Origin of the sequence: Alicyclobacillus contaminans DSM 17975, assembly GCF_000429525.1 — a bacterium.
GTDB classification, from domain to species: Bacteria; Bacillota; Bacilli; order Alicyclobacillales; family Alicyclobacillaceae; genus Alicyclobacillus_A; species Alicyclobacillus_A contaminans.
In genome coordinates, this window is sequence record NZ_AUCA01000009.1 from 42,462 (window position 1) to 64,732 (window position 22,271).

The following is a 22,271-nucleotide window of genomic DNA, read 5'->3' on the forward strand; positions in this document are numbered from 1 at the left end:
TTGCCGGCGCCGAAGACATACTGCGGCGTACGGCGTCGTACGGATGGAGGTGACAAGGTGCTCACGGCTGCAAAAGTGGTGCTCGTGATTCTGTCCGTCCTTTTGGTGCTCGTGATTCTGTTGCAATCCGGGCGCAGCGCCGGATTGTCCGGCGTCATCACGGGCGGTTCGGACCAGGTGGTCAATCGCCGGGCGCGCGGGGTGGATTCGCTGCTCGCCAAGGTCACGGTGGTGCTGGCCATTCTGTTCTTCCTGGTTACACTGCTGATTGCGTATCTGCATGTGCACAGCGCTTAACCTCGCTCTCTCACGGCTGTCCGACGGAAATTCCGTTGGGCAGTTTTTTATTGCCGCCTGTCGTGCGCGCGTGGGTGTACACCTGGTGCGGTCGGTTATACTAAATGCATATGCCGCCATGCAGACGGAGAGGTGGAGACGATGGTGGAAGCGCAAGAAGTGATTGAGTTCATGCGCCGCGAGGCGTACAAGCCGATGACCGTGCATGAACTGTTGGATACATTTCGATTGTCCACGGCGGACGATTTTCGAGCGTTCCTGAAGCTGTTGAATCAGTTGGAGGAGCGCGGCGAGGTGGTGCGCACCCGAACGGATCGGTACGGGGTGCCGGAGCGCATGAACCTGGTGGTGGGGCGGCTTCAGATGAAGGCCCGCGGGTACGGATTCGTCATTCCCGACGTCCCGGGCCACCCGGATCTGTACGTGCCAGCCGGTGATTTGAACGGAGCCATGAGCGGAGATAAAGTGTTGGCGCGCCCAGAAAAATCAACCACCGGCCCGCGGCTCGAAGGGCGCATCCTGCGCATTCTCGAGCGGACCACCCAGCGCATGGTGGGCAAATTGAGCCATCACCGCGATCACGCGTTTGTCACGCCATTGGACAAGCGGTTCCCGCAGGACGTGTTGGTTTCCCGCGAGGATACGGGCGGGGCGCATGACGGGTACGTGGTGGTGGTGGAGATCACTTCGTTTCCGACCGCCACACGCGGGCCGCAGGGCAGAGTGGTGGAGGTGCTCGGGCATCCCGACGCGCCAGGCATCGACATCCTGTCGGTGGTGCGCAAATACGCGCTCCCCGAGGCGTTTCCGGAGGAAGTACTGGCCGAGGCGGAGGCGATTGACGCCGAACTGACGCCTGCAGACCTGCAGGGCCGACGGGATCTGCGGCACGAAGTGATTGTTACCATTGACGGAGAGGACGCCAAAGACCTGGACGACGCTGTGCACGTGCGGCGCCTGGAGAACGGGAACTACCTGCTCGGCGTGCATATCGCGGACGTCGGCTACTACGTGCGCCAGGGCTCTGCCCTCGACCGCGAAGCGTACCGTCGAGGGACGAGCGTGTATCTGGTCGACCGCGTGATTCCCATGTTGCCGCAGCGTCTGTCCAACAACATCTGTTCTCTCAATCCAAAAGTGGATCGACTCACCATGACCTGCGAGATGGAGTTCACGCCGGACGGCGAGCGGATTGCCCACGACATATACCCCAGCGTGATCCGGACGACGGAGCGAATGACGTACAGCAATGTCAACCGCATCCTCGTGCATCGCCAGCCGGATGTGGTGGAGCGTTACCGGGATTTGGTGCCCATGTTCCGACTGATGGAGGAACTGGCGCTGATTCTGCGGCGAAAACGGATGGACCGAGGTGCCATTGATTTCGACTTCGCCGAAGTCAAGGTGGTGGTGGACGACGTCGGCCACCCGGTGGACATTGTGCAGCGGGAGCGATCCATTGCCGAGCGGATCATCGAAGAGTTCATGTTGGCCGCCAACGAGACCGTTGCGGAACATTTCCACTGGCTGGAGGTCCCGTTCGTATACCGGATTCACGAAGATCCCGATATCACCCGAATGATGGAGTTCAACGCGTTCATCCATAACTTCGGGTATCATGTCAAAGGCGCCAACAACAAGGTGCACCCGCGCTCGCTGCAGCGCATCCTCGAGGAGATCCGCGGCACGCGCGAGGAGCGCGTGATCTCGACGATGATGCTGCGATCCATGCGGCAGGCGCGCTACTCGCCGGAATGCGTGGGTCACTTCGGACTCGCGGCCACCTATTACACGCATTTCACCTCGCCCATTCGCCGTTATCCGGACCTCATGATTCACCGCATCATTCGCGAGGTGCTGACGCGCGGATTGGATGAGGAACGCGCTGATCAACTGCGGGAGTATGTGACGGAAGGTTCCGCGCACGCCAGCGAGCGGGAGCGCATCGCCCAGGATGCCGAACGCGAGTGCGACCAATTGAAGATGGTGGAGTACATGCTCGACCATATTGGCGAGACGTACGATGGCATCATCAGCGGGGTCACATCGTTCGGGTTGTTTGTGCAGCTGATGAACGGCGTGGAGGGACTCATCCATATCAGCTACCTGACGGACGACTACTACGTGCTCAACGACAAGCAGATGGCGTTGGTGGGCGAACGCACGCGGCGCGTGTTTCGCTTGGGAGATCCGGTTCGAATTCAGGTGGTTGGGGCGAATAAGGAAGAATTGACCATCGATTTTCAACTGGTCGCGCACCAGCGGGAAGGCACCATGGTGTCCACGGCCGGGGGTGACCGCGTGGTGTACGACGAGGATTTGTCGCCAGCGGACCGACGGCGGCAGATTGCGGAGCGCGAGGCGTTGTCTCGCCATCGCAAGCCGAGGGTGGGGGGATTTCGTTCTGCGGAGGACGGTCCGGCTCGCGGCCATGGCAAGGGCGCGGGGAAAGAACGCCGGAAACGGGCCTCGGTCTCCGGTAAGCAGCGCGGTTCCGGCAAAGGAGGCGGCAACCGATTCGCCAAATCGGGCGTGCGCGCCGCCAAGCAAAAGCGCGGGAAGGGCCGCCGAGGCAGGGAAACGTGGACGTGATCATATCCCGTGCGCGGGTGTGGTTTGATTGACTGCCAGCCGCACCCTCTTTGACAAAATCCTGTAAAATGATGGGGATTTTCTTGACTTTCCTTTTTAAAATGTAGACAATCGCGGTATAGCATTTGTAGATTCAGGGGGGCCTGGCCAACCGCTCTGCTGATGCAGTTTCCCATAGGCATACTCTCGATTGGGTCATGGATTCGGAAGAGACACCATTGTTCGCAGAGACCCCTGTGAATCGAAAAGCCAGCCCTGTGCTCGCGCAATTCCGAAGGAGGCCGCTGTTGTGGTGAGAACGTGGCCTTTTTGTTTGCGCGCACCTCGCCACACTCGGGGGCTTTCGTGACAGGACGAGGATGGCGTGTGCCCTTTGCAGTGCTCGGGCGTGTGCCATGTTTTGTTGGCCGGGCGGCGCGACAGGTGCGGGAATCAACAAGGCAGCAGCGGCACTGGTATCCCTCATCAAGGGAGGTTGACTCATGACAGAGTATCTCATTCGCCGGATTCTGCAATCGGTCCTGGTACTCTTTCTTGTCAGCGTGATCTCGTTTGCGTTGATGCACGCCGCGCCGGGCGGTCCGCTGATGGTGCTGCTGCCAAAGAGCGGGACCCAAGCGGCGATTCTTCAGCAGGAAAAAAACATGGGACTCTTAGATCCGCTCCCCATACAGTACCTGCATTGGTTGGGGCAACTGTTGCACGGCAATCTCGGCTACACGTATAAAAATCACGTCCCCGTTGGACAGATCCTGTGGCCCACAGTCGGCAACAGCCTGATTCTGATGGGCGTTTCCTGGATACTGTCGCTATTGATTGCGATTCCGTGGGGAATATATAACAGCACCCGCGCTTATGGTCTTTCGGACAACATCTCCGCGGCAATCGGTTACCTCGGATTTGCGATGCCGGCGTTCTGGTTCGGCATCCTGCTGCAGGAGATGTTTTCTCTCAATCTGAACTGGTTTCCACTCTCGGACATGCACAGCATGAACAAGCAGGGAGACATCGGGGACCTCATATGGCACCTCGTCCTTCCGGTTACCGTTCTCGTGCTCGGCTTCCTCGCTTCTTATTTGAAGTATTCCCGGGCGAGTATGCTGGAAGTTCTGCACATGGATTTTGTTCGCACCGCACGGGCCAAAGGCGCTTCGGAGAAGCGGGTCATCTATCGTCACGCGCTGCGGAATGCGCTCATCCCCATCATCACCGTCCTGGGGTTGGATTTACCGATTCTCGTGAGCGGTGCGGTGATCACGGAAAACGTCTTTAACTGGCCTGGTATGGGCCGGCTGTTTGTGGAAATGGCGTTCGCGCGCGAATACGCCGTGCTGATGGCCATCTCGCTCGTCAGCACTGTGTTCGTCGTCATCGGCAACCTGGTGGCCGACATCCTGTACGCGGTGGTCGATCCGCGCGTGCAACTGGGCAAGAAGGGAGGCGCAGCCGCGTGAGTCAACTGAACACGACGCCGGAGGAATCACAGATGGCACAGGTGGAATCGACGAAGCCGGACTTCTCCGCGGAAGGCGTGGCGGCTCCGCCGACGAGTCTGACGCGCGTGGCCATGCGCAAGTTTTTCCGCAATCCATTTGCCGTCGTCGGCTTGATTGTGTTGTTGTTCTTCATCGTCTTGTGCGGGTTTGCGCCCCTGTTCACGCATTACAACCCGGCCACCATCGACATGCTGCACGCGAGTCTGCCGCCCGGAACGGACGGACATCTGCTCGGCACCGACGAAATTGGACGCGACGTGTTCACGCGCCTGTTGTACGGGGGACGCGTGTCGCTGATTGTCGGTTTCTGCGTGGCCTTCTGCTCGGTGGTGGTGGGTACGCTGGTTGGTGCGATTGCCGGATATTTCGGCGGTTGGGTGGACATGATTCTGATGCGTCTCGTTGACGTGATGAATTCCATCCCCTCTCTGCTCCTGAACATCATGGTCCTGGCGCTGTTTGGCTCTGGCTTCTGGTTGATGATTGCCGTGCTGTCGCTCACCAGTTGGCAGTACGTCGCTCGTCTGGTCCGCGGCACATTCCTACAGCTTCGGGAGATGCAGTACGTGCAGGCGGCCCGGGCCATCGGCGTGAGCAACTGGAGTATCATCACCCGTCACCTGATTCGGAACTCCACGGCGCCCATCATCGTGAATGCGACGCTTCAGGTTGGCACCGCAATTCTCGTGGAGTCGGCGCTGTCCTACCTGGGACTCGGTGTTCAGCCGCCGCAAACGAGCTGGGGGCTGATGCTCAACAATGCGCAGGAGTTCATGTTGACCAATCCGATGGAAGCCATCTATCCGGGGCTGTGCATCCTGCTCGTTGTGTTGGCGGTCAATTTCATCGGCGATGGGTTGCGCGACGCCATTGACCCGCGTACGAAATTGAAGATTTCCCGGAGGAGGCTGCAAAAATGGCGGAACCGCTTCTCGAAATCCGGAATCTGAACACTGGATTCGTCACGGAGAATGGCATCGTGAAGGCGTTGGACGGCGTGTCCATCCGCATTGACAAGGGCCAGGTGGTCTGCCTCGTTGGGGAGTCGGGGAGCGGCAAGAGCGTCACGTCCATGAACGTGATGCGGCTCTCCGATTATGACGGTGGCATTGTGCTCGAAGGCGAGATTCTGTTTGACGGTCGGGATCTGCTGAAACTGAGTCAGGAAGAGATGCGCAAGATTCGGGGCAACCGCATCGCGATGATCTTCCAGGAACCCATGAACGCGCTGAACCCGGTGTTCACCGTGGGCGATCAGATTGCGGAGGCCCTGTATCTGCACAAAGGGATCTCGAAAGAAGAAGCGGGCAAAGAGGCCGTCAAGATGCTGCGCATGGTCGGGATTCCCGAGCCGGAAATTCGAGCGAAGCAATTTCCGCATGAGCTGTCGGGCGGTATGTGTCAGCGCGTGGTGATAGCCATGGCGCTCATCTGTCGGCCCGAGTTGGTCATTGCCGACGAACCCACCACCGCGCTGGACGTGACGGTGCAGGCGCAGATTCTCGATTTGCTTCGGAATTTGAAGGAAGAGTTCAATACATCCATCCTGTTGATCACGCACGACATGGGTGTGGCCGCGGAGATGGCGGATCGAATCGCCGTCATGTACGCGGGGACGATTGTGGAAGAAGGTACGGTGGAACAGATGTTTACACAGCCTCTCCATCCGTACACCGTGGGGCTGCTCAATTCCATTCCGGGGCTGGAAGGCGCGCGGGGAACGGAGTTGTACACCATCAAGGGCTCCATTCCGAGCCTGGCCAACCTGCCTAAAGGGTGCCGGTTCCATCCCCGTTGTCCGTTCGCGACGGATCGCTGCCGGTCTGAAGAGCCGCCGCTGCGCGACGTGGGGGACGGCCGACGGTCGGCCTGCTGGTACGCGGAAGAAGTGGCGGAGAAAGCGAAGACCGTGATGACGACCGCGGGAGAGGGGGAATGAGCATGGCGCAGTTGACGCAGGACGCGACGGCGCAGTCGCCGACCAACGGCGGCGATTACCTGATTGAGGTGAAACATCTCAAGAAGTACTTCCCCATCAAGAAGGGGTTGTTCAGTCGAACCGTCGGCAACGTGCGCGCTGTGGATGACGTGTCGTTCGGCATTCAGGCCGGCGAATGTTTCGGATTGGTCGGCGAGTCGGGATGCGGCAAGTCCACGTTGGCGCGCGTGATGCTGCAGTTGCAATCGGCCACCGATGGCCAGATTCTGTTTGAGAACGAGGACATCCTGAAATACTCCGGACGGCAGATGCGGGATCTTCGAAAGAAGATGCAGATCATTTTTCAGGATCCGTTTGGAAGCTTGAATCCGCGGTTCACCGTTCGCGACATCATCGGCGAACCGCTGAAGGTGCACACGAATCTGTCCGCGAAGCAGATTGACGACCGCGTTGTGGAATTGCTGAGCACGGTCGGGTTAGATCCTGCGCGGCGCGGACGCTACCCGCACGAGTTTTCCGGAGGCCAGCGCCAGCGCATCGGCATTGCCCGCGCCATTGCGCTCAACCCGCGGTTTGTGGTGGCGGACGAAGCGGTATCGGCGCTCGACGTCTCGGTTCAGTCGCAGGTGTTGAACCTGTTGATGAAACTTCAGAGGGAACTCGGGTTGACGTATCTGTTCATCGCGCATGGGCTCAATGTGGTGCGTCACATTTCGGACAGGGTCGGCGTGATGTACCTCGGTAAGATGGTGGAGGTTTCCACCACGGACGAGTTGTTCAAGCATCCGCTGCATCCCTACACGGCGGCGCTGTTGTCCGCCATTCCGCGCGCGGAAATCGGTCGCAAGCGCGAGCGGATTGTGCTGCAGGGGGATGTACCGTCGCCCGCCAATCCGCCGTCGGGCTGCCGTTTTCACACGCGCTGTCCGTTCGCAAAGGAGCGCTGCAAAACCGAGGAGCCGCCGCTCCGCCGCGTGACGGATGATCGCCTGGTCGCCTGCCATTTCCCGTTGGAGTGAGAAATAAACAAACGCCGCTCGGATGTTTCGAGCGGCGTTTGTGCACATTTTGACATGCTCAGGGTGTGCCGCGAACGGTCATGTGGGTGACATGGACATGGGAGATCCGTGGAAACTATACTAACGGAGTTTTGGGAAACGTGGAAAAATTCGCTTGACACCATGTCGCCGAACGATAAAAATTGAAGATAACCATGAGAGAGGCCATAGAGTGAAGGAGCTCGGACCACGCACCCTTCAGACACAAACAAATTCCATCGAAACAGGGGGGCATGCGGATTGAAGAGAGTGCGCAAGTGGCTTTTCCCCATCGCCACGTTGTCCGTGGCGGGAATGCTGGTTGCCGGATGCGGAAGCAACACGTCGTCCACCAACAATTCACAGAACACTTCATCATCTTCACAGCAACCGAAGGATGGCGGTACGTTGACCGTATCCACGTTTTCGGACATTGTCACGGTCAACCCGCTGTTTATTGAAGACGATTCCTCGGGGGACGCTTCGCAGTTCATCTACGCCAACATCTATGACGTGGACCGCAACGGCAACGTGGTGGCCCAGCCCTGGTCGCTGGCCGACGGAGCTCCGCAAATCAGCAACAACGGTCTCACCTATACCATCAAGTTGAAGCCCAACGCCAAGTGGTCCGACGGACAACCGGTGACGGCGGAGGATGTGGTGTGGACGATTCAAACGGCCATGAATCCGGATACCGGTTCGGTGCTCATGTCCAATTTTGACCACGTCAAGGACATCAAGGCGTTGGATGATCATACAGTCCAAATCGACCTGAAGTCTGTGTACGCCCCATTCTTGGTGAACCTCAATATTCCCGCGCTGCCGTCGCACATTCTGAAAAATGTGCCGGTGAAACAGCTGCAGAAGAACGCGTACGGCACGGACCCCTCACAAACGGTCACGGACGGGCCGTGGAAGTGGACCAAGTGGGTGCAGAAGCAATATCTGCAATTTGATAAAGATCCGAACTACTGGGGGCCGGCGCCGCATATTCAGACCATCGTGTACAAGATTTACGCGGATCAGAACACCGAGGTTCAGGCGCTGCTCAAAGGCGACGTCGACCTCGACGAGGCGGTGCCGACCACGCAATTGGCGGCTGTGCAGGCGCGGAAGAACATCACCATCATCAATCAACCGGGACCGCAGTTTGAATACCTTGGCTTCAACTTCCAAGCGTCCAACTTCCCCGGCAATTTCGATCCCTTCACGAGCGAGAAGACGCGTCAGGCCATCGCCTACGCCCTTGACCGGGATTCCATGGTGAAGGATATCCTGAAGGGTGTCGGCAATCCCATCAACTCGCCGTTCCTGTTGCCGCCGGTGGGCTGGACGGGCGCGGACGACAAAGCCACACATTACGACTACGACGTGAACAAGGCGAAGCAGCTGCTGCAGGAAGACGGCTGGACACCGGGGCCGGACGGCATTCTGCAGAAAGACGGACACAAGTTCTCGTTCACCCTGCTCTATAATACGGGTAACAGCCGCCGCGAGCAGGTGGCCGCGGTGATTCAGCAGGAACTCCAAGCGGTGGGGATACAGGCGACGCCGAAAGGCATGGACTTCTCTTCATTGGTTGCCAACAATCTGAACCCGGGCAAGTTCCAGGCCGTGCTCATGGGCCAGGTGCTCACACCAGATCCGGACGTGACGCAGTTGTTCAGCTCCAAGGACTTTCCACCGAACGGCGAGAACATGTTCTGGTACAAAGACTCGAAGGTGGACGACTTGCTGGAGAAAGCCGTGTCCACGCTCGACAAGACCCAGCGTGCGCAGTACTATCAACAGGTGGCGGAAGAGCTGTCGCAGAACCTGCCCGTGGTGTTCCTGTACCAATACGGATTGCCGATGGCCTACTCCAGCCGGGTGCATTGGGCGGATGCGGACAAACCGGAAGCCTCGCTGCAGTACGGCTACTTCTACCACATCCAGAACTGGTGGCTGGACTGACGCCATACCGTGTTATCCTGCGAGAATCAACGAGGACAGTGCATCATGCGCTGTCCTTTTTCTACTTTGCGACACAGCTCTGATACACGTCATATTCCAGAAATAGAATGCTTTTCATACTCGATTCCTTTTAATCCGGTCTCGATTATCAATCGATTGACAACTTGTTAAAAGAGGGGGACAATCACAGAGCATGCATCATGATCTGATGAATGAGTAATGGCGCATTCTGTGGGTACATTACGGGTTAGCGCCAAAAAAGGAACGACTCATTCGCAGATCTGGGTTTTAGGGGGTTCAGAGAGTGACAAAGAAACAGAAGTGGCTGCTACCAATCGCGACGCTGTCTGTAACCGGCCTGTTGCTCGCAGGATGCGGTACCGGCGGGAACAACGCGGTCGGTAATACGGACAACGGATCGTTAAATGCCTCGACCGCCACGCCGAAGGATGGCGGCACGCTCGTGGTTTCCTCATTCAGCGACATCGTGACCGTTAACCCGCTGTTTATCGAAGACACGGCGTCCGGCGACATCCAGCAACTGCTGTATGCCAACGTCTACGATGTGGATCGGAAGGGCAACCTCGTCGCGGAACCGTGGTCGCTTGCGGATGGCCCGCTGAAAATCAGTCCGGACGGGCTTACCTACACAGTGAAACTGAAGCCGAACGCCAAGTGGAGCGACGGCCAACCGGTCACCGCAGACGACCTGGTTTGGACCATCAACACGATTCTCAACCCGGCCACCGGCTCGGTGCTTCTGTCCAACTTTGACCACGTCAAGAGCGTGAAGAAGATTGATGAACACACGGTGCAAATCCAACTGAAATCCGTGTTTGCGCCGTTCCAGTATTCGTTGAACTTCCCGGTGCTGCCGTATCACGTGTTGAAGAACATCGCACCGAAAGACCTGGAGAAAAATCCGTACGGAACCGATCCCACCAAGACTGTCACCGACGGTCCTTGGAAGTGGACGGAGTGGAATCAGAAGGAATATCTGAGACTCGACCGCGATCCGAATTACTGGGGTCCGAAGCCGCATATTCAGACCATCATGTATAAGATTTACGCGGATCAGAATACGGAAGTTCAGGCTCTGATCAAAGGCGACACGGACGTCAACGAGTCGGTGCCGATTCCGCAGCTGAACGCGGTGGAAGCGAGGAAGAACATCGACGTCATCCTGAAGCCGGGGCCGCAGTATGAGTATCTCGCATTCAATTTCCAGGCATCTAACTTCCCGGGCAATTTCGATCCGTTCACGGGCCAGAAGACTCGTCAGGCGATTGCGTATGCGCTCAACTGCCAGGGCATGCTGGACAGCGTCCTGCACGGCACCGGTACGCTGCTCAACAGCCCGTTCCTTCCGGCACCCGTGGGTTGGACTGGCGCGGCGACGGCAGGGACTACATACAACTACGATCCGGCCAAGGCGAAGCAACTTCTCAAGGAAGACGGATGGACACCGGGGCCGGACGGCATTCTCCAGAAGGATGGCCACCGGTTCTCCTTCACGCTGCTGTATAATACCGGAAACAGCCGCCGTGAACAGATTGCCACGGTCATCCAGCAGGAACTCAAGGATGTCGGCATCGATTGTCAGCCCAAGGCCGAAGACTTCTCGTCGCTCGTGGCAAACAGCCTGAACCCGGGCAAATTCCAGGCGGTACTGATGGGCCAGAACATGACGGTCGATCCGGACGTTTCCGTCCTCTTCAGTTCGAAGTATTTCCCGCCCAACGGCGAGAACATGGGCTGGTACAAGAACGCGCAGGTGGACAAACTGTTGGCAGAGGGCGACGCCACGCTGGACAAGACCCAGCGGTCGAAGATTTACCAACAGGTCGCGAAGATTATGTCTCAGGATCTGCCGGAGGTCTTCCTGTATCAGTACGGTTTGCCGTTCGCGTACTCCAGCAACGTGCACTGGAACCCGCAGTGGGCGCCGGAACCGTCGCTGCCGTACGGATATTTCTACGGAATCCAAACGTGGTGGGTGGATCGTCAGTCCTAAGCGCGGGGCAAACTTGCATCCAACCTTCGTGTGGGTCGGTCGGCCGCTACGGCCGCTGGCCCACCGTTTGCTTTCGCGGGTAAATCCGCATGGCGCATGCTTCTTGTCGTCATCCGCCGCGGCATGGTACCATATCATATCAGGCGCACTCACTTGACTACACCTGAGGTGGAACGAAATGGCCAAGCACGACGGAAAGGTCCTTGCCCAAAATCGAAAAGCGTACCACGACTACTTCATCGAAGACACCATCGAAGCAGGCATTGTCCTCGTGGGCACGGAGATCAAGTCCATCCGACGCGGATCGGCCAATTTGCGCGACGCCTACGCCCAGGTGGAGGATGGGGAAGTTTGGCTGCACAACATGCACGTCAGCCCGTACGAACAGGGCAACCGCTTCAACCATCAGCCGCTGCGCAGCCGCAAGCTGCTGCTGCACAAGGCGGAAATTGCGCGGTTGGTCGGCGCTTCGCGAGAAAAAGGGTATACCCTTGTACCCACCAAGCTGTACCTGAAAAACGGGTTCTGCAAGGTGGAACTCGGCCTCGCCAAAGGTAAGAAGCTGCACGACAAGCGGGAGGCCATGCGTAAGCGCGACGCGCAGCGCGAAATCGAACGCGCTCTGCGCGATAGAAACCGTTGACGGTGGCTTCACCGCCGGAGGCGGATTGAGCCAATGATGCCAACCGTCCACCATTGCACCTATCTGACGGATGCACTATGATAAAGGTTGTGAATGCACACCCTAGCGGTCCATGCGTCTGACGCAGTGCCTTGGGGCGCGGAACCAGCGCATTGTCCTGGCGCGGATGGATTGAGGGGGTGGCACTGCATGAGCTCCTTTGCCAGCGTGTCCTTGGTTGTGGGACACATCACCCGGAATGTTCGGCATTCCGCATCCAAACACCCACATGGGGGCGTTTTGGATTCGACGGGGATTGTTCGAGCATGAACGGCGGGTCGTGGGGCTGCGAGGCCACGTAAAAAACGCGGATCGAAATTAACTGGCAAAGCTAAGAAGAGCTTCAACAACAACCTCGCCCTGGCTGCCTAATTGGCTCCAGGCCGTTACCTTGTGATGGGTCCGTGATCACCTGGTGACGTCAACGAAACGGACTGGTTAATCGCTGTGCTCGACGGCGGTTAACGAGAAAAACGAGCTCACCTGCAGGCAAGCGTGTGCATCCGCGTGCCGCAGGGACAGGACAATAGATGTACTACACCCGTAGAAGTTCATGTAGCGAGGTCTTCGGACGCGGGTTCGACTCCCGTCGCCTCCACCAAAAAGTAGGGCTCCCGATGAGGGAGCCCGTTACTTTTTGGTGGAGGTAGTCGGAGCGAGACCGTCACGGGTTCGCCCCGCGCGCACGAGCGGCGCATGCGCCGCGAGGAGCACGGCATCTGGTTTAACCGATAAGGTTTAGGCATCTTTAAGACGCGTCTATGCAGTGCAATGGTAAAATTGGGTCGAACTTGACTGGACACCAGTTTGTGTCCTATGATTGCTGAGGCAGGTTTTGTGTTGGGTGATTTGAACGCCGTATCTTCCTCCACATCTCTGTGGAAAGGACGTATTCGATGCTTGGTCGTAAAAGCTACACTCAGGAAGAGCTTGACCACTGTAAGTCTGCGATTGAGCAACAACTTGCGGCGTAGCAAGGTTTATGGGATAAGAGTTCTTAGTGTATCGCACACAAGCGGAATGGATCCCTTCCATAGGAGGAGGCTGCTTTGTCCGAGTTAAGTCAAATGCACGATGTCTATCACGCTGTTGCAGACCCAAACCGCCGAAAACTCATTCGTCTCTTGGCAGATGCGGAAGAATTACCTCTTCACGAGTTGACATCTCAGCTGCCAATAGGTCGCACGGCGGTTTCCAAACACCTGGCCGTTCTTAGAGACGCTGATCTTGTTGTACACAGGAAAGTCGGAAGGGAAACCCGGTATAGGCTGAATCCCGTTCCATTGAGGCAAATTCAAGATTGGGTATCTTATTACGAGAAATTCTGGACCAACAAAATGGTCGCCTTAAATCGATTGTTGGAGGAGGAACAACACACGGGGAAAGACGTGTCACTTCACTTTGAATTCAAGTGTTCAATCGGGAAAGTTTGGGCTGCCTTTACGAATTCAAGCACTCTTGCGAAATGGCTTTATCCAAATGATTTTAAACCGGTTGTTGGTCATAAATTTCAGTTTCGGGCCGAACCGACCCAATGGTGGGATGGAATTATAGATTGTGAAGTAATCGCAGTGGACGAGCCTCATCGGTTATCCTACACGTGGGTGAGTGGAGGGGAAAACACGACGGTTACCTGGACTTTCAAACAGGCCGACGATGGGACGACGCATGTGCACCTCGAGCAAACCGGGTTCCAAGCAGAGCAAGCATTTCATGGAGCATTGTATGGCTGGCAAAGGATGGCCAATCAGCTCGAAAAAGTGCTGGCAGAACGATGAGTGGAATCGCATGAACACCGTGATTTCGTTTGGCATTCGACGGTGCGAATGGGGACAAGAACGATACAAGAGAATGAAAAATTCAATGCAGCGCGTTCGGTGCTGCATTTTTCTGTATTCCATTGTAGAAAACAGATAAGAAGTCAAAAGCGTTTGAGTGCCATAATGAAATTTGTTAGAAAGGGTGAGGCCGATGGAAAAAACAGCGTTAATCACGGGGGCATCGCATGGAATTGGACTTGAGTTAGCAAGAGTGTTCGCTGAGCACGGTTATCGACTCGTTCTCGTCGCTCGAAATGCTCACAGACTGTCGGAAATCAAGGATGAGTTCCAGCAATCGTTCTCTACGTCAGCGGATATCATCGTCAAAGACTTAAGTGAACCCGACGCGCCGAGGGAAGTTTTTGATGAATTAAGGGACAGGAACCTCACCATTCATGCGCTGGTGAATAATGCGGGATACGGTTGGAAGGGACAGTTTGCCGACGGAAATCCGGATACTCAGCTGAACATGATCGATTTAAACGTGCGCGCTCTTACATATTTAACCCGTTTAGCACTTCCCTCCATGGTTGCTGCAAAGAGCGGATATATTTTAAACGTGGCTTCCACGGCGGCTTTCCAGCCGGGACCGCTTATGGCAGTTTATTATGCAACAAAAGCGTACGTACTGTCGTTTAGTGAGGCGATAGCCAATGAAGTAAGAGAATACGGTATTACGGTCACGGCGCTGTGTCCAGGTCCTACGTTCACCGAATTTGCAAGTCGCGCAAATATGTCCACAAGTCGGTTGTTCCAGGGCAGCGGGGTGATGGACGTAAAAACCGTGGCCAGACTGGGATATGAGGGCTTGATGAAGGGGCGAAACATCGTAATTCCAGGGATGCGGAATCGGGTGCTGGCCACAAGTACTCGGTTCGCCCCACGGCGACTCATCACTCGTATTGCGCGGTTCCTGAACGAGGGATAAACGTTTGTCAACGCAGGACTTCATTTGGTACTTCCGTGCACTGGTGCCGCTCTGGGCAGTGACTGTACTTGAATGTCTCTGTCCGGTGCGGTCTCACCCTTTAAGCACTTGGACCGAGGACTCCTGCCTTTCGCCAAAACAGCGGGGATTCCGATGAGGGGCCCCGCATTGATCATTAAAATTCAGCCATCTCCAGCACAACCGGACAGTGATCGCTTCCCAATACGTGCGAATCAATGCGAGCGTCGACGATGAAGGGTCGGAGTCTCGATGAAACGAGAAAGTAGTCGATTCGCCATCCGATGTTCCGTTCTCGCACTCTGGGCATGTTGGACCACCAGGTGTAGGCGTCCGTGCGGTCGGGATGAAGATATCGGAAGGAGTCCGTGAAACCGGAGTGCAGGAGCAGCGTCATCTTTTCGCGTTCTTCATCCGTAAATCCGGAGTTGCCGCGGTTTGATTTCCAATTCTTGATGTCAATCTCCTGATGGGCAACATTCAAATCGCCGCAGATGATGACGGGCTTCTGTGCGTCAAGCTCCAGCACGAAGTTTCGAAATACATCTTCCCATTCCAGTCTGTATGCGAGCCTCGACAGATCGCGTTTCGCATTGGGCGTGTAAACGGTCACGAGATGGAAGGATTCAAACTCGAGCGTGATGATCCGTCCCTCAGGCTCCGTCTCTTCCTGCAGACCGTAACGTACGTTGATTGGCGTCATCTTGGAAAATACAGCAGTTCCGGAGTAGCCCTTCTTGAGCGCATAATTCCAGTACTGCCTGTATTCCGCTCCAAGGTCCAGATCAATCTGCCCTTCCTGCAGCTTCGTCTCCTGAACGCAGAATATGTCCGCACCGATATGGTTGAAATAGTCGAGGAAACCTTTATTTACGCACGATCTCAGACCGTTCACATTCCAGGATACCAGTTTCAGCGTGAATATCCCCTTATCCTTTTCATATTCGGTCCCAGTTTAGCATAAACCGCGTCAGTCGGGGCGCATTGAACATGGGCGACTGTGAGATGTGTTCACCATGCATCTACCGGATCGTCTATAATTATCTGTATTGGATGAAAACTGTGAAATAGTGGAGGTGGGGAATGGAGAATATCCTGCAACAAGCCGGACTCGAGCCGCTGCATTCCGCAGACAGCCGGAGATCGCATATCGTGACCTGGTGCCAAAAGGCCTGGAAATCGCAATGGACGGCGGACATTTCTCTGCTGCTGGTCGCACTCATTTGGGGCACCACGTATGTCGCCTCCAAGGATGTTGTATCCAGCGTGCCCGTGTTGGAGTTTCTCGGCATTCGATTTGCGTTGACCACCATTCTCATGCTGCCGCTGACGATGGGCGCAATTCGGAGTGCGGATACAACCACGTGGATCACCGGCATCGTCCTCGGACTATCTCTCTTTTCCATCTTCACCCTGGAGACGTTTGGGGTGGCGAACACCTCGGCTGCCAACGCGGGGTTCATCATCAGTCTGTTTGCTGTCATGGTGCCCATTGTGGACAGTATGGTGTATCGTAGGCGGCCGAAAATAGGCATATTTGGCGCGGTGGGTCTGTCCGTGCTGGGGACGGCCATGCTGACGCTGCATGGATACCACATCAACACGGGAGATTTTCTCATGTTGGGCGCAGCGCTCTGCCGCGCGATTCAGATGACCATAACGAAGAAGATGACGGACGGGAGAAAGATGGACTCTGGAGCGCTCACCACGATGCAACTGGGCATGGTCGCAGTTGGATCTGGGATTGTGAGTTTGTTTCAACATCCATCCGTTGCGCATCTCACACCGTCCTTTTGGCTCATCACGGGATATCTCGCCGTCTTTGCCACCATGTTCGCCTTTTTTGTCCAGCTCACCATGATTCGCCGCACGTCACCGGCTCGCGTGGCGGTCCTCATGAGTAGTGAACCCGTGTTTGCCGCCGCCTGTTCGGTCCTTCTCCTTGGGGAACGCCTATCGGTGGTCTCCATGGTGGGTGGACTCTGTATCGTCGTCGCGATGTTGTGGGGGAGAAGACTTTCTTAACGAGGCCGAAATAGTTCAACGGACATCGTCCGGAGGACGCCATCGAAGCAGGGACATTTGCGAAAGGTCTTACGAGACCATGGACGTATGGTGGCGCCTCTTCTCGCATGATATCCTACAAAGTGCACGAGTGACATGCGAAAAGAGGCGTACCTGTGAACGCAAAGCAGTTGTTGGCATCCAACCGAAACTACCGCAATCTTTGGCTGGCTTCCACAGGCAGTCAGTTCGGGAACTGGTTCAATGAAGTGGCTCTGGCGCAGGTGACCCTGACGCTGACACATTCGGCGGCAGCCATGGGATTTGTTCTTCTCTGTCGGTCTTTGCCATCCGTGATTCTTGGGCCGCTTGCTGGACCATTCGTGGACCGGCTCCCCAAGAGACGCGTTCTGATGTTCACCGACATGGTGCGCGCGTGCTTTGCCATCTCTCTCATTTTATCGGTCGTGTTGCACGCGAGTTGGATCCTGTACGCGAACTCCGCTCTGCTCGGTGTATCCGGTGTGCTTTTTTCGCCCTCGTGGAATGCGGCCATGCCACTCATCGTCTCCCAGGATGAGTTGGCGATTGCCAACGGTCTTGAATCTCAAGCGAGCGGGTTGATTCAAATTGTCGGTGCGGCCATAGGTGGCATCGTATCCGCCACCATCGGCCCTGGCCTTTGCTTCAGCATGAACGCTGCGTCTTATCTGTGGTCCGCATGGCATATTTTTCGATGCCATTGGCAGGAAGAAGGTCGGACAGGGGCGCGCGGTGACGGATATGTTCAATCTCTCAGGGCCGGTTTCCAAGCTGCGTTGCACAACTGAGCGGCTCGCGCCATCCTTCTCATCGGCATCAGCTGGGGATTGGCCGGCGGTGGGTACAACATTCTCATCCCGGTGCTCGGCCAGCAGGTCTACCATATGGGCGGGCTTGGCATCGGGCTTCTGTACGTCATGGATGGCGTGGGGGTCCTCACCGGATCGTACGCGGTCAATCGATTCGTGGGCCGGCGACGTGGTCGGGCTATCTTTTGGTATGGCGTGGCCTATCTGACTCAGGCATTGTTTTTCGGTGCGATGACACAGTTCACCGTCTTCGCCTGGGGAGCGCTGATGCTCTTGTTGATGCGCGTTAGCTCTGGGATTATCATTCCACTCGATACATACCTGCTGCAAACGAGCACCGATGCGGATGTCCGCGGTCGGGTGTTTGCGCTGCACGGGGCCACGTACGGTGGCGTGATGCAGCTTTCCTACGTCATGATGGGCATGGCGCTTTCGAGATTCGGGATTCCGACCATCGGTCTCGGCATCGGGGCGATGTCGCTGCTCTGCGGCATAACGTGGTTAGCACAGTTTGGACACAGGACCGGAACAGTGATCAACAGAGAATGAGCCTCATCCCACGTTTGAAGCCTTTCGTCCCAAATCCGGATCAAGTCCGTGAGAATTGGGGTTGACACAGTCCGCAAACCTCGAGCGCGTCGTCAGTTCTCGCCCGATGGCGCGCGCGTATCGTTTGCGGTTCGGTGACACGGGTGTGATGGAAGAGGAGATTGTTCCCGAGTACCTTGGGTGATTCGACGGCGCTACCCGTCCTTCCATGCTCTGTGCAGCCGACGAATTCCCTCCTCAATGTCAGCTTCCGGCGAACTCGCGTATGTCAGACGCACGTACCCAGGCCCGGCTCCGTACACAGATCCGGGGGCAATGACCACACCGCTGCGAATCGCCCTCTCCGCTAAATCCCTGTCACGAACGGGATGTTTCATCTTGCCCCAAATGTGATAACTGCCCTGAGGGATGGTGAACGTCAAGTCATCTCCGAAATAGCGGTGAAGGCAATCCACCATGATGTTTCTGCGCTTCGTCAACTCCGACCGAAGTCTCCGCACATTCTCCGCCCAGATGCCCGTTGCGAGCACCTGCTCAGCAATGGCCTGCGTGATGCCGCTGATACCAAAGTCCATCTGCTCCCGCACGCCCGCGATGCGGTCAATCACGGTGGTTGGCCCAGTCATCCAGCCCACCCGAAGCCCGGGGGCAAACGTCTTCGACAAAGTCCCCAGATAGATCACCTGTTGATCCGCACCCGCCATGGCGGCCAGTGGTGGTGGCGGGGGAGGGTTGCCATCCAAGGTCAGGGCGCCATGGGCATCATCCTCCACAATCGGGATGCGCAGGTCCGCGCAGATGTCGATGAGCCTCCGTCTTCGCTCGGGGGTCAACAGGGTTCCTGTGGGATTTTGATGCGTCGGGGTCACGAAGACCATGCGGATTCTGTGCCTGCGATGCAGGGCCATCACTTCATCGGGCACCAACCCATCCTCGTCGACGGGAAGCGGAAACATGCGCACGCCGGCCGATGCGAAGAGCGGAAGAGAGTAGGCATACGAGGGTTTCTCCAAAGCCACTGCGTCGCCGGGACGAAGCAGACTTTGCGTGACGAGATGCAGTCCCTGCTGCGATCCCGCCGTGATCAGGATGCGATGAGCAGGCATGCGGATGCCGTAGTGGTCGGCGAGGTGTCGGGAGACGGTGGATCGTAAACTTTTTTCGCCGCGCGGATCGCCGTATCCCAGTTGCACTTGCGGAGGGAGTTCTGCGGCCAACGCTTGCAGTTGTTTGACGGGCCACAGTTCCGGCGCCATTTCGCCTCGAGCCAGATTGATGTTTTCGGCTCTTCGGTTCTCCTCCCAGAGCAGACGAACCAAGGGCAGTGTGGGTTGAAAGATGCCCTGTGACACGTAGCCCGCCCAGTCCGGCGCACGAAACTCCAGTCCCCACGCATCTTCGCTGACGCGGGTGCCGCTGCCTTGTTTGGAGCGGATGAAGCCCCGGGCACGGAGTTCATCGTAGGCAACGCTGACCGTACTTCGATTGACCTGGAGCTGCTCCGCCAATTTGCGCTCCGCCGGCAACAGCGTTCCGGGGGCCAATTCGCCGCTGCGCACCCGTTCCTCGATGTATCTGACAATCTGACGGTACACCGGTTCGCCGTCGGTGATTTTCAGACGCACATCCATCGGTCATGCCCCTCTCTTGATGGATTCCATGGTATCCGAATTGGATGGGAAAAGTCATCTCCAATTGGCTGGGTACAACGGAGATTCACACCGTTACGCTGAGACTGACATCCCAGCAGAAGTGAGGCGGTTGTATGAATAGGACGGGGAATCCAGCTCAAATGCCAACCCGGCAGTTGGAAACCCGGGGATTATTGTATGGGCTCGTCGGAGTGGTGGTGTTCAGTTTGACGCTGCCGGCTTCTCGGGTGGCGGTTGGATGGTTCGGAACCATCGTTGTCGGCCCGGGTCGGGCACTTGTTGCCGCTGTATTTGCTGCCAGCATGCTCTGGCTCAAGCATGAGAAATTGCCGGATAAGCGGTATCTTCCCGGACTCATCATCATTGTGATTGGCGCCATATTTGGCTTTCCTCTGCTGACGGCGTGGGCGATGGATCGGGTGCCCGCATCCCACGGCGCTGTGGAACTGGCGCTGCTTCCGCTGGCCACCGCGGCCGTATCCGCACTGCGGCACGGCGAGCGGCCTTCATGGAAGTTTTGGGGATGCAGTGGCGGCGGAGCGCTGACTGTGGCCGTATACAGTGGCCTTTCGGGGTTCGGTGGTTTCCGTTTCGTGGACCTAGCGCTGCTCGGCGCTGTGGTCATAGTTGCCTTTGCGTACGCGGAAGGCGGGCGAATGTCCAGTGATCTTGGAGGATGGCAGGTGATTGCCTGGTCGGTGGTGCTGGCTGCACCGGCGGTGGTCATTGTGCTGGCATTAGACCTTGTATTCGGTGGCATGGCACACATTCACGCCTCCTGGATGGCGTGGGCCGGGCTTGTGTATCTCGGGGCGGGCAGCCAGTTCTTTGGCTTTGTGGCATGGTACACGGGGATGGCGCTCGGCGGTGTGGCACGGGTCAGTCAGTTGCAGTACCTGCAGCCGTTTTTCACCATCCTGTTCTCTTGGTTGTTGCTTGGAGAGCCACTCACCATTCCGACGGTGCTGGCGGCGATGGTTGTGGTGCTGTGGGTGGCGTTGGGGCGGTGGACGTCCATTCGCGCCAAGTCGGGGAATGAGCAGACCGATGCAGTGGTGCATCCATACACGGACGAGGCGTAAGACGATGGACGTATGGTGAGCCTGGATGGTACGTGTTATTATGGGAGAAATATGAAGGATAACGTCTTCATCCAGGGGGGAGTGGCACATGCACAGCCTCGTGGTCGGTGGAACCGGGATGTTGGCGGGGGTTACAACGTGGCTCGCCCAACAGGGGTACACCGTCTCGGTGGTCAGCAGACGAGCAGGCCGATTCTCTGATGAAATACCGGCTGGCAGGATCCACGCGATCACCGTGGATTATCGGGAGTCAGAGACGCTTCGACAACGTATTGACGAAGCCGTTTCGCTGCATGGCCCCATCCAATTGGCGGTGTTTTGGATTCATACGGATGCTCGCGACGCGTTCCGCGTGATCTCCGAAGAGGTCTCGCGCCATGCCTCGGCTCCATGGAGACTCTTTCACGTACGTGGAAGCGCGGCGCATCTGAACCCAGAGCCGCCGCAGGTACCGCCGAATTGCCGGTATCGAGAGGTTGTGCTGGGCTTCGTCATCGAGGGAAACCGGTCTCGATGGCTCACTCATGAGGAAATATCGGGCGGCGTGATGGATGCCATACGAAAGGATGGCGAGCGAACTGTGGTGGGCACGCTGGAGCCCTGGGATAAGCGGCCGCTGTAGAAGAGGACGGCATCCTCCAAGGCTTACGTCCACGGAGAATCGGTGGAGGATGCGGAACCATGTCGTTCAACGTAGACGGGCAAGGTCACGCAGCCATGTCCGTCAATCGTTTGGATTCACAATGGCGAAGTGCAAATGGTCTTCCCACTGACCGTTGATCTTCACATTCTTCTTGGAGAGTCCTTCCTTATGGGAACCCGCTTTCTCCAGCACTCGGATGGATCCCGCGTGATGCGGCATGACTCCGGCTTCAATTCGGTGCAGTTTGAGGACGTGAAAGGCATGGTCAACGAGTAGCTGGACGGCTTCTGTCGTATATCCATGTCCGCTGTGGCTGCTGTCGATATAATATCCCAGCCAGCAGGATTGCAGAGGGCCTCGAAGAACGTCCGTCAACTCGATGATGCCAATCAGTTCATCGGTGTCTATCAGTAAAATACCGAACGTGTATTGTTCGTCTCTTTGCATTTTTTCGAGACTGGTTCGGATGCGTTGCAGTTGATGGCTCTCGGTGTAGAACACCTCGTCCCTTCGTGGTGTGTATCGCTGCCAGAACGCCCGATTCCGCAGATGGATGTCGACCAATGGCTTTGCGTCAGATTCTTTCAGATATCGCAAGTAGATTTTTCGGCCCATCAACTTCACTCAGTTATGCCTCCCGGCGGCAACCATTTCTCCGAACACAGCGTAACCGAAAGGAGCCAATGGCGTCAAAGGGAGCAAGGAGGTGCGTTC

20 protein-coding genes and 1 other RNA gene are annotated in these 22,271 nt (G+C 56.9%); 18 read left to right on the plus strand and 3 right to left on the minus strand.

What is annotated here, in order from left to right; genetic code table 11:
• Positions 1–57: 57 nt before the first annotated feature.
• The 12 genes from secG to G463_RS0105435 all read left to right on the plus strand — a co-directional run bounded on the left by secG (position 58) and on the right by G463_RS0105435 (position 14,758).
• Entirely contained in the window at positions 58–297 is a 240-nt protein-coding gene (secG, locus tag G463_RS0105380; RefSeq protein ID WP_026974345.1) for a preprotein translocase subunit SecG, read from the plus strand.
• A 141-nt stretch (positions 298–438) separates the two neighbouring features.
• A complete protein-coding gene (gene rnr, locus G463_RS18960; protein WP_051321967.1) occupies positions 439–2,889 on the plus strand; it encodes a ribonuclease R in 2,451 nt (816 codons plus the stop codon).
• A 482-nt stretch (positions 2,890–3,371) separates the two neighbouring features.
• A complete protein-coding gene (locus G463_RS0105390) occupies positions 3,372–4,343 on the plus strand; it encodes an ABC transporter permease (RefSeq protein WP_026974346.1) in 972 nt (323 codons plus the stop codon).
• A 32-nt stretch (positions 4,344–4,375) separates the two neighbouring features.
• Positions 4,376–5,335: an ABC transporter permease gene (locus G463_RS0105395; RefSeq protein ID WP_051321976.1), complete on the plus strand. Its 960-nt coding sequence runs from the start codon at positions 4,376–4,378 to the stop codon at positions 5,333–5,335.
• Positions 5,302–6,324, plus strand: a complete 1,023-nt coding sequence (locus G463_RS0105400) for an ABC transporter ATP-binding protein (protein WP_026974348.1) — start codon at positions 5,302–5,304, stop codon at positions 6,322–6,324. The genes G463_RS0105395 and G463_RS0105400 overlap by 34 nt, the downstream gene beginning before the upstream one ends.
• Positions 6,325–6,326: 2 nt before the next feature.
• Positions 6,327–7,343: an ABC transporter ATP-binding protein gene (locus tag G463_RS0105405; RefSeq protein ID WP_026974349.1), complete on the plus strand. Its 1,017-nt coding sequence runs from the start codon at positions 6,327–6,329 to the stop codon at positions 7,341–7,343.
• 288 nt (positions 7,344–7,631) lie between these two features.
• Positions 7,632–9,314 (plus strand): ABC transporter substrate-binding protein, encoded by a 1,683-nt coding sequence (locus G463_RS0105410; protein ID WP_342663811.1) that lies wholly within the window; start codon positions 7,632–7,634, stop codon positions 9,312–9,314.
• Positions 9,315–9,618: 304 nt separating this feature from the next.
• The gene (locus tag G463_RS0105415) at positions 9,619–11,328 is read left to right on the plus strand and encodes an ABC transporter substrate-binding protein (RefSeq protein ID WP_026974351.1); all 1,710 of its coding nucleotides are present in this window, start codon (positions 9,619–9,621) and stop codon (positions 11,326–11,328) included.
• A 178-nt stretch (positions 11,329–11,506) separates the two neighbouring features.
• Positions 11,507–11,971 (plus strand): SsrA-binding protein SmpB, encoded by a 465-nt coding sequence (gene smpB / locus G463_RS0105420; protein WP_026974352.1) that lies wholly within the window; start codon positions 11,507–11,509, stop codon positions 11,969–11,971.
• Between the two features lie 270 nt (positions 11,972–12,241).
• Positions 12,242–12,611, plus strand: a transfer-messenger RNA (tmRNA) gene (gene ssrA / locus G463_RS22170).
• A gap of 448 nt (positions 12,612–13,059) precedes the next feature.
• Positions 13,060–13,788, plus strand: a complete 729-nt coding sequence (locus tag G463_RS24000) for a metalloregulator ArsR/SmtB family transcription factor (RefSeq protein ID WP_084171237.1) — start codon at positions 13,060–13,062, stop codon at positions 13,786–13,788.
• 193 nt (positions 13,789–13,981) lie between these two features.
• Entirely contained in the window at positions 13,982–14,758 is a 777-nt protein-coding gene (locus G463_RS0105435; RefSeq protein WP_026974354.1) for an SDR family NAD(P)-dependent oxidoreductase, read from the plus strand.
• Positions 14,759–14,933: 175 nt separating this feature from the next.
• On the opposite strand, the gene G463_RS0105440 is transcribed toward G463_RS0105435, so the two are convergent.
• Entirely contained in the window at positions 14,934–15,692 is a 759-nt protein-coding gene (locus tag G463_RS0105440) for an exodeoxyribonuclease III (RefSeq protein ID WP_026974355.1), read from the minus strand.
• Between the two features lie 167 nt (positions 15,693–15,859).
• On the opposite strand from G463_RS0105440, the gene G463_RS0105445 reads away from it, so the two are divergent.
• The 4 genes from G463_RS0105445 to G463_RS23790 all read left to right on the plus strand — a co-directional run bounded on the left by G463_RS0105445 (position 15,860) and on the right by G463_RS23790 (position 18,364).
• Positions 15,860–16,801: a DMT family transporter gene (locus tag G463_RS0105445; RefSeq protein WP_084171238.1), complete on the plus strand. Its 942-nt coding sequence runs from the start codon at positions 15,860–15,862 to the stop codon at positions 16,799–16,801.
• Between the two features lie 155 nt (positions 16,802–16,956).
• On the plus strand, positions 16,957–17,610 hold the full coding sequence (locus G463_RS0105450) for an MFS transporter (protein ID WP_026974357.1): 654 nt from the start codon (positions 16,957–16,959) through the stop codon (positions 17,608–17,610).
• Between the two features lie 39 nt (positions 17,611–17,649).
• Entirely contained in the window at positions 17,650–18,180 is a 531-nt protein-coding gene (locus G463_RS0105455; RefSeq protein ID WP_026974358.1) for an MFS transporter, read from the plus strand.
• A 61-nt stretch (positions 18,181–18,241) separates the two neighbouring features.
• Positions 18,242–18,364 carry a hypothetical protein gene (locus tag G463_RS23790; RefSeq protein ID WP_281171061.1) on the plus strand — a complete coding sequence of 41 codons (123 nt, stop codon included), beginning with the start codon at positions 18,242–18,244 and terminating at the stop codon, positions 18,362–18,364.
• Positions 18,365–18,374: 10 nt separating this feature from the next.
• Here the strand turns inward: G463_RS23790 and pdxR are convergent, their stop codons facing one another.
• A complete protein-coding gene (gene pdxR / locus G463_RS0105460) occupies positions 18,375–19,811 on the minus strand; it encodes a MocR-like pyridoxine biosynthesis transcription factor PdxR (RefSeq protein ID WP_026974359.1) in 1,437 nt (478 codons plus the stop codon).
• A 134-nt stretch (positions 19,812–19,945) separates the two neighbouring features.
• Here pdxR and G463_RS18965 point away from each other — a divergent pair, with 134 nt between their 5' ends.
• Together G463_RS18965 and G463_RS0105470 are read left to right on the plus strand one after the other, a co-directional pair.
• Positions 19,946–20,914, plus strand: coding sequence for a DMT family transporter (locus G463_RS18965; protein ID WP_156900100.1), 969 nt, complete (start codon positions 19,946–19,948; stop codon positions 20,912–20,914).
• A gap of 88 nt (positions 20,915–21,002) precedes the next feature.
• A complete protein-coding gene (locus G463_RS0105470; protein ID WP_026974360.1) occupies positions 21,003–21,536 on the plus strand; it encodes a short-chain dehydrogenase in 534 nt (177 codons plus the stop codon).
• Positions 21,537–21,638: 102 nt separating this feature from the next.
• On the opposite strand, the gene G463_RS0105475 is transcribed toward G463_RS0105470, so the two are convergent.
• The gene (locus tag G463_RS0105475; RefSeq protein WP_026974361.1) at positions 21,639–22,181 is read right to left on the minus strand and encodes a GNAT family N-acetyltransferase; all 543 of its coding nucleotides are present in this window, start codon (positions 22,179–22,181) and stop codon (positions 21,639–21,641) included.
• Between the last annotated feature and the right edge of the window lie 90 nt (positions 22,182–22,271).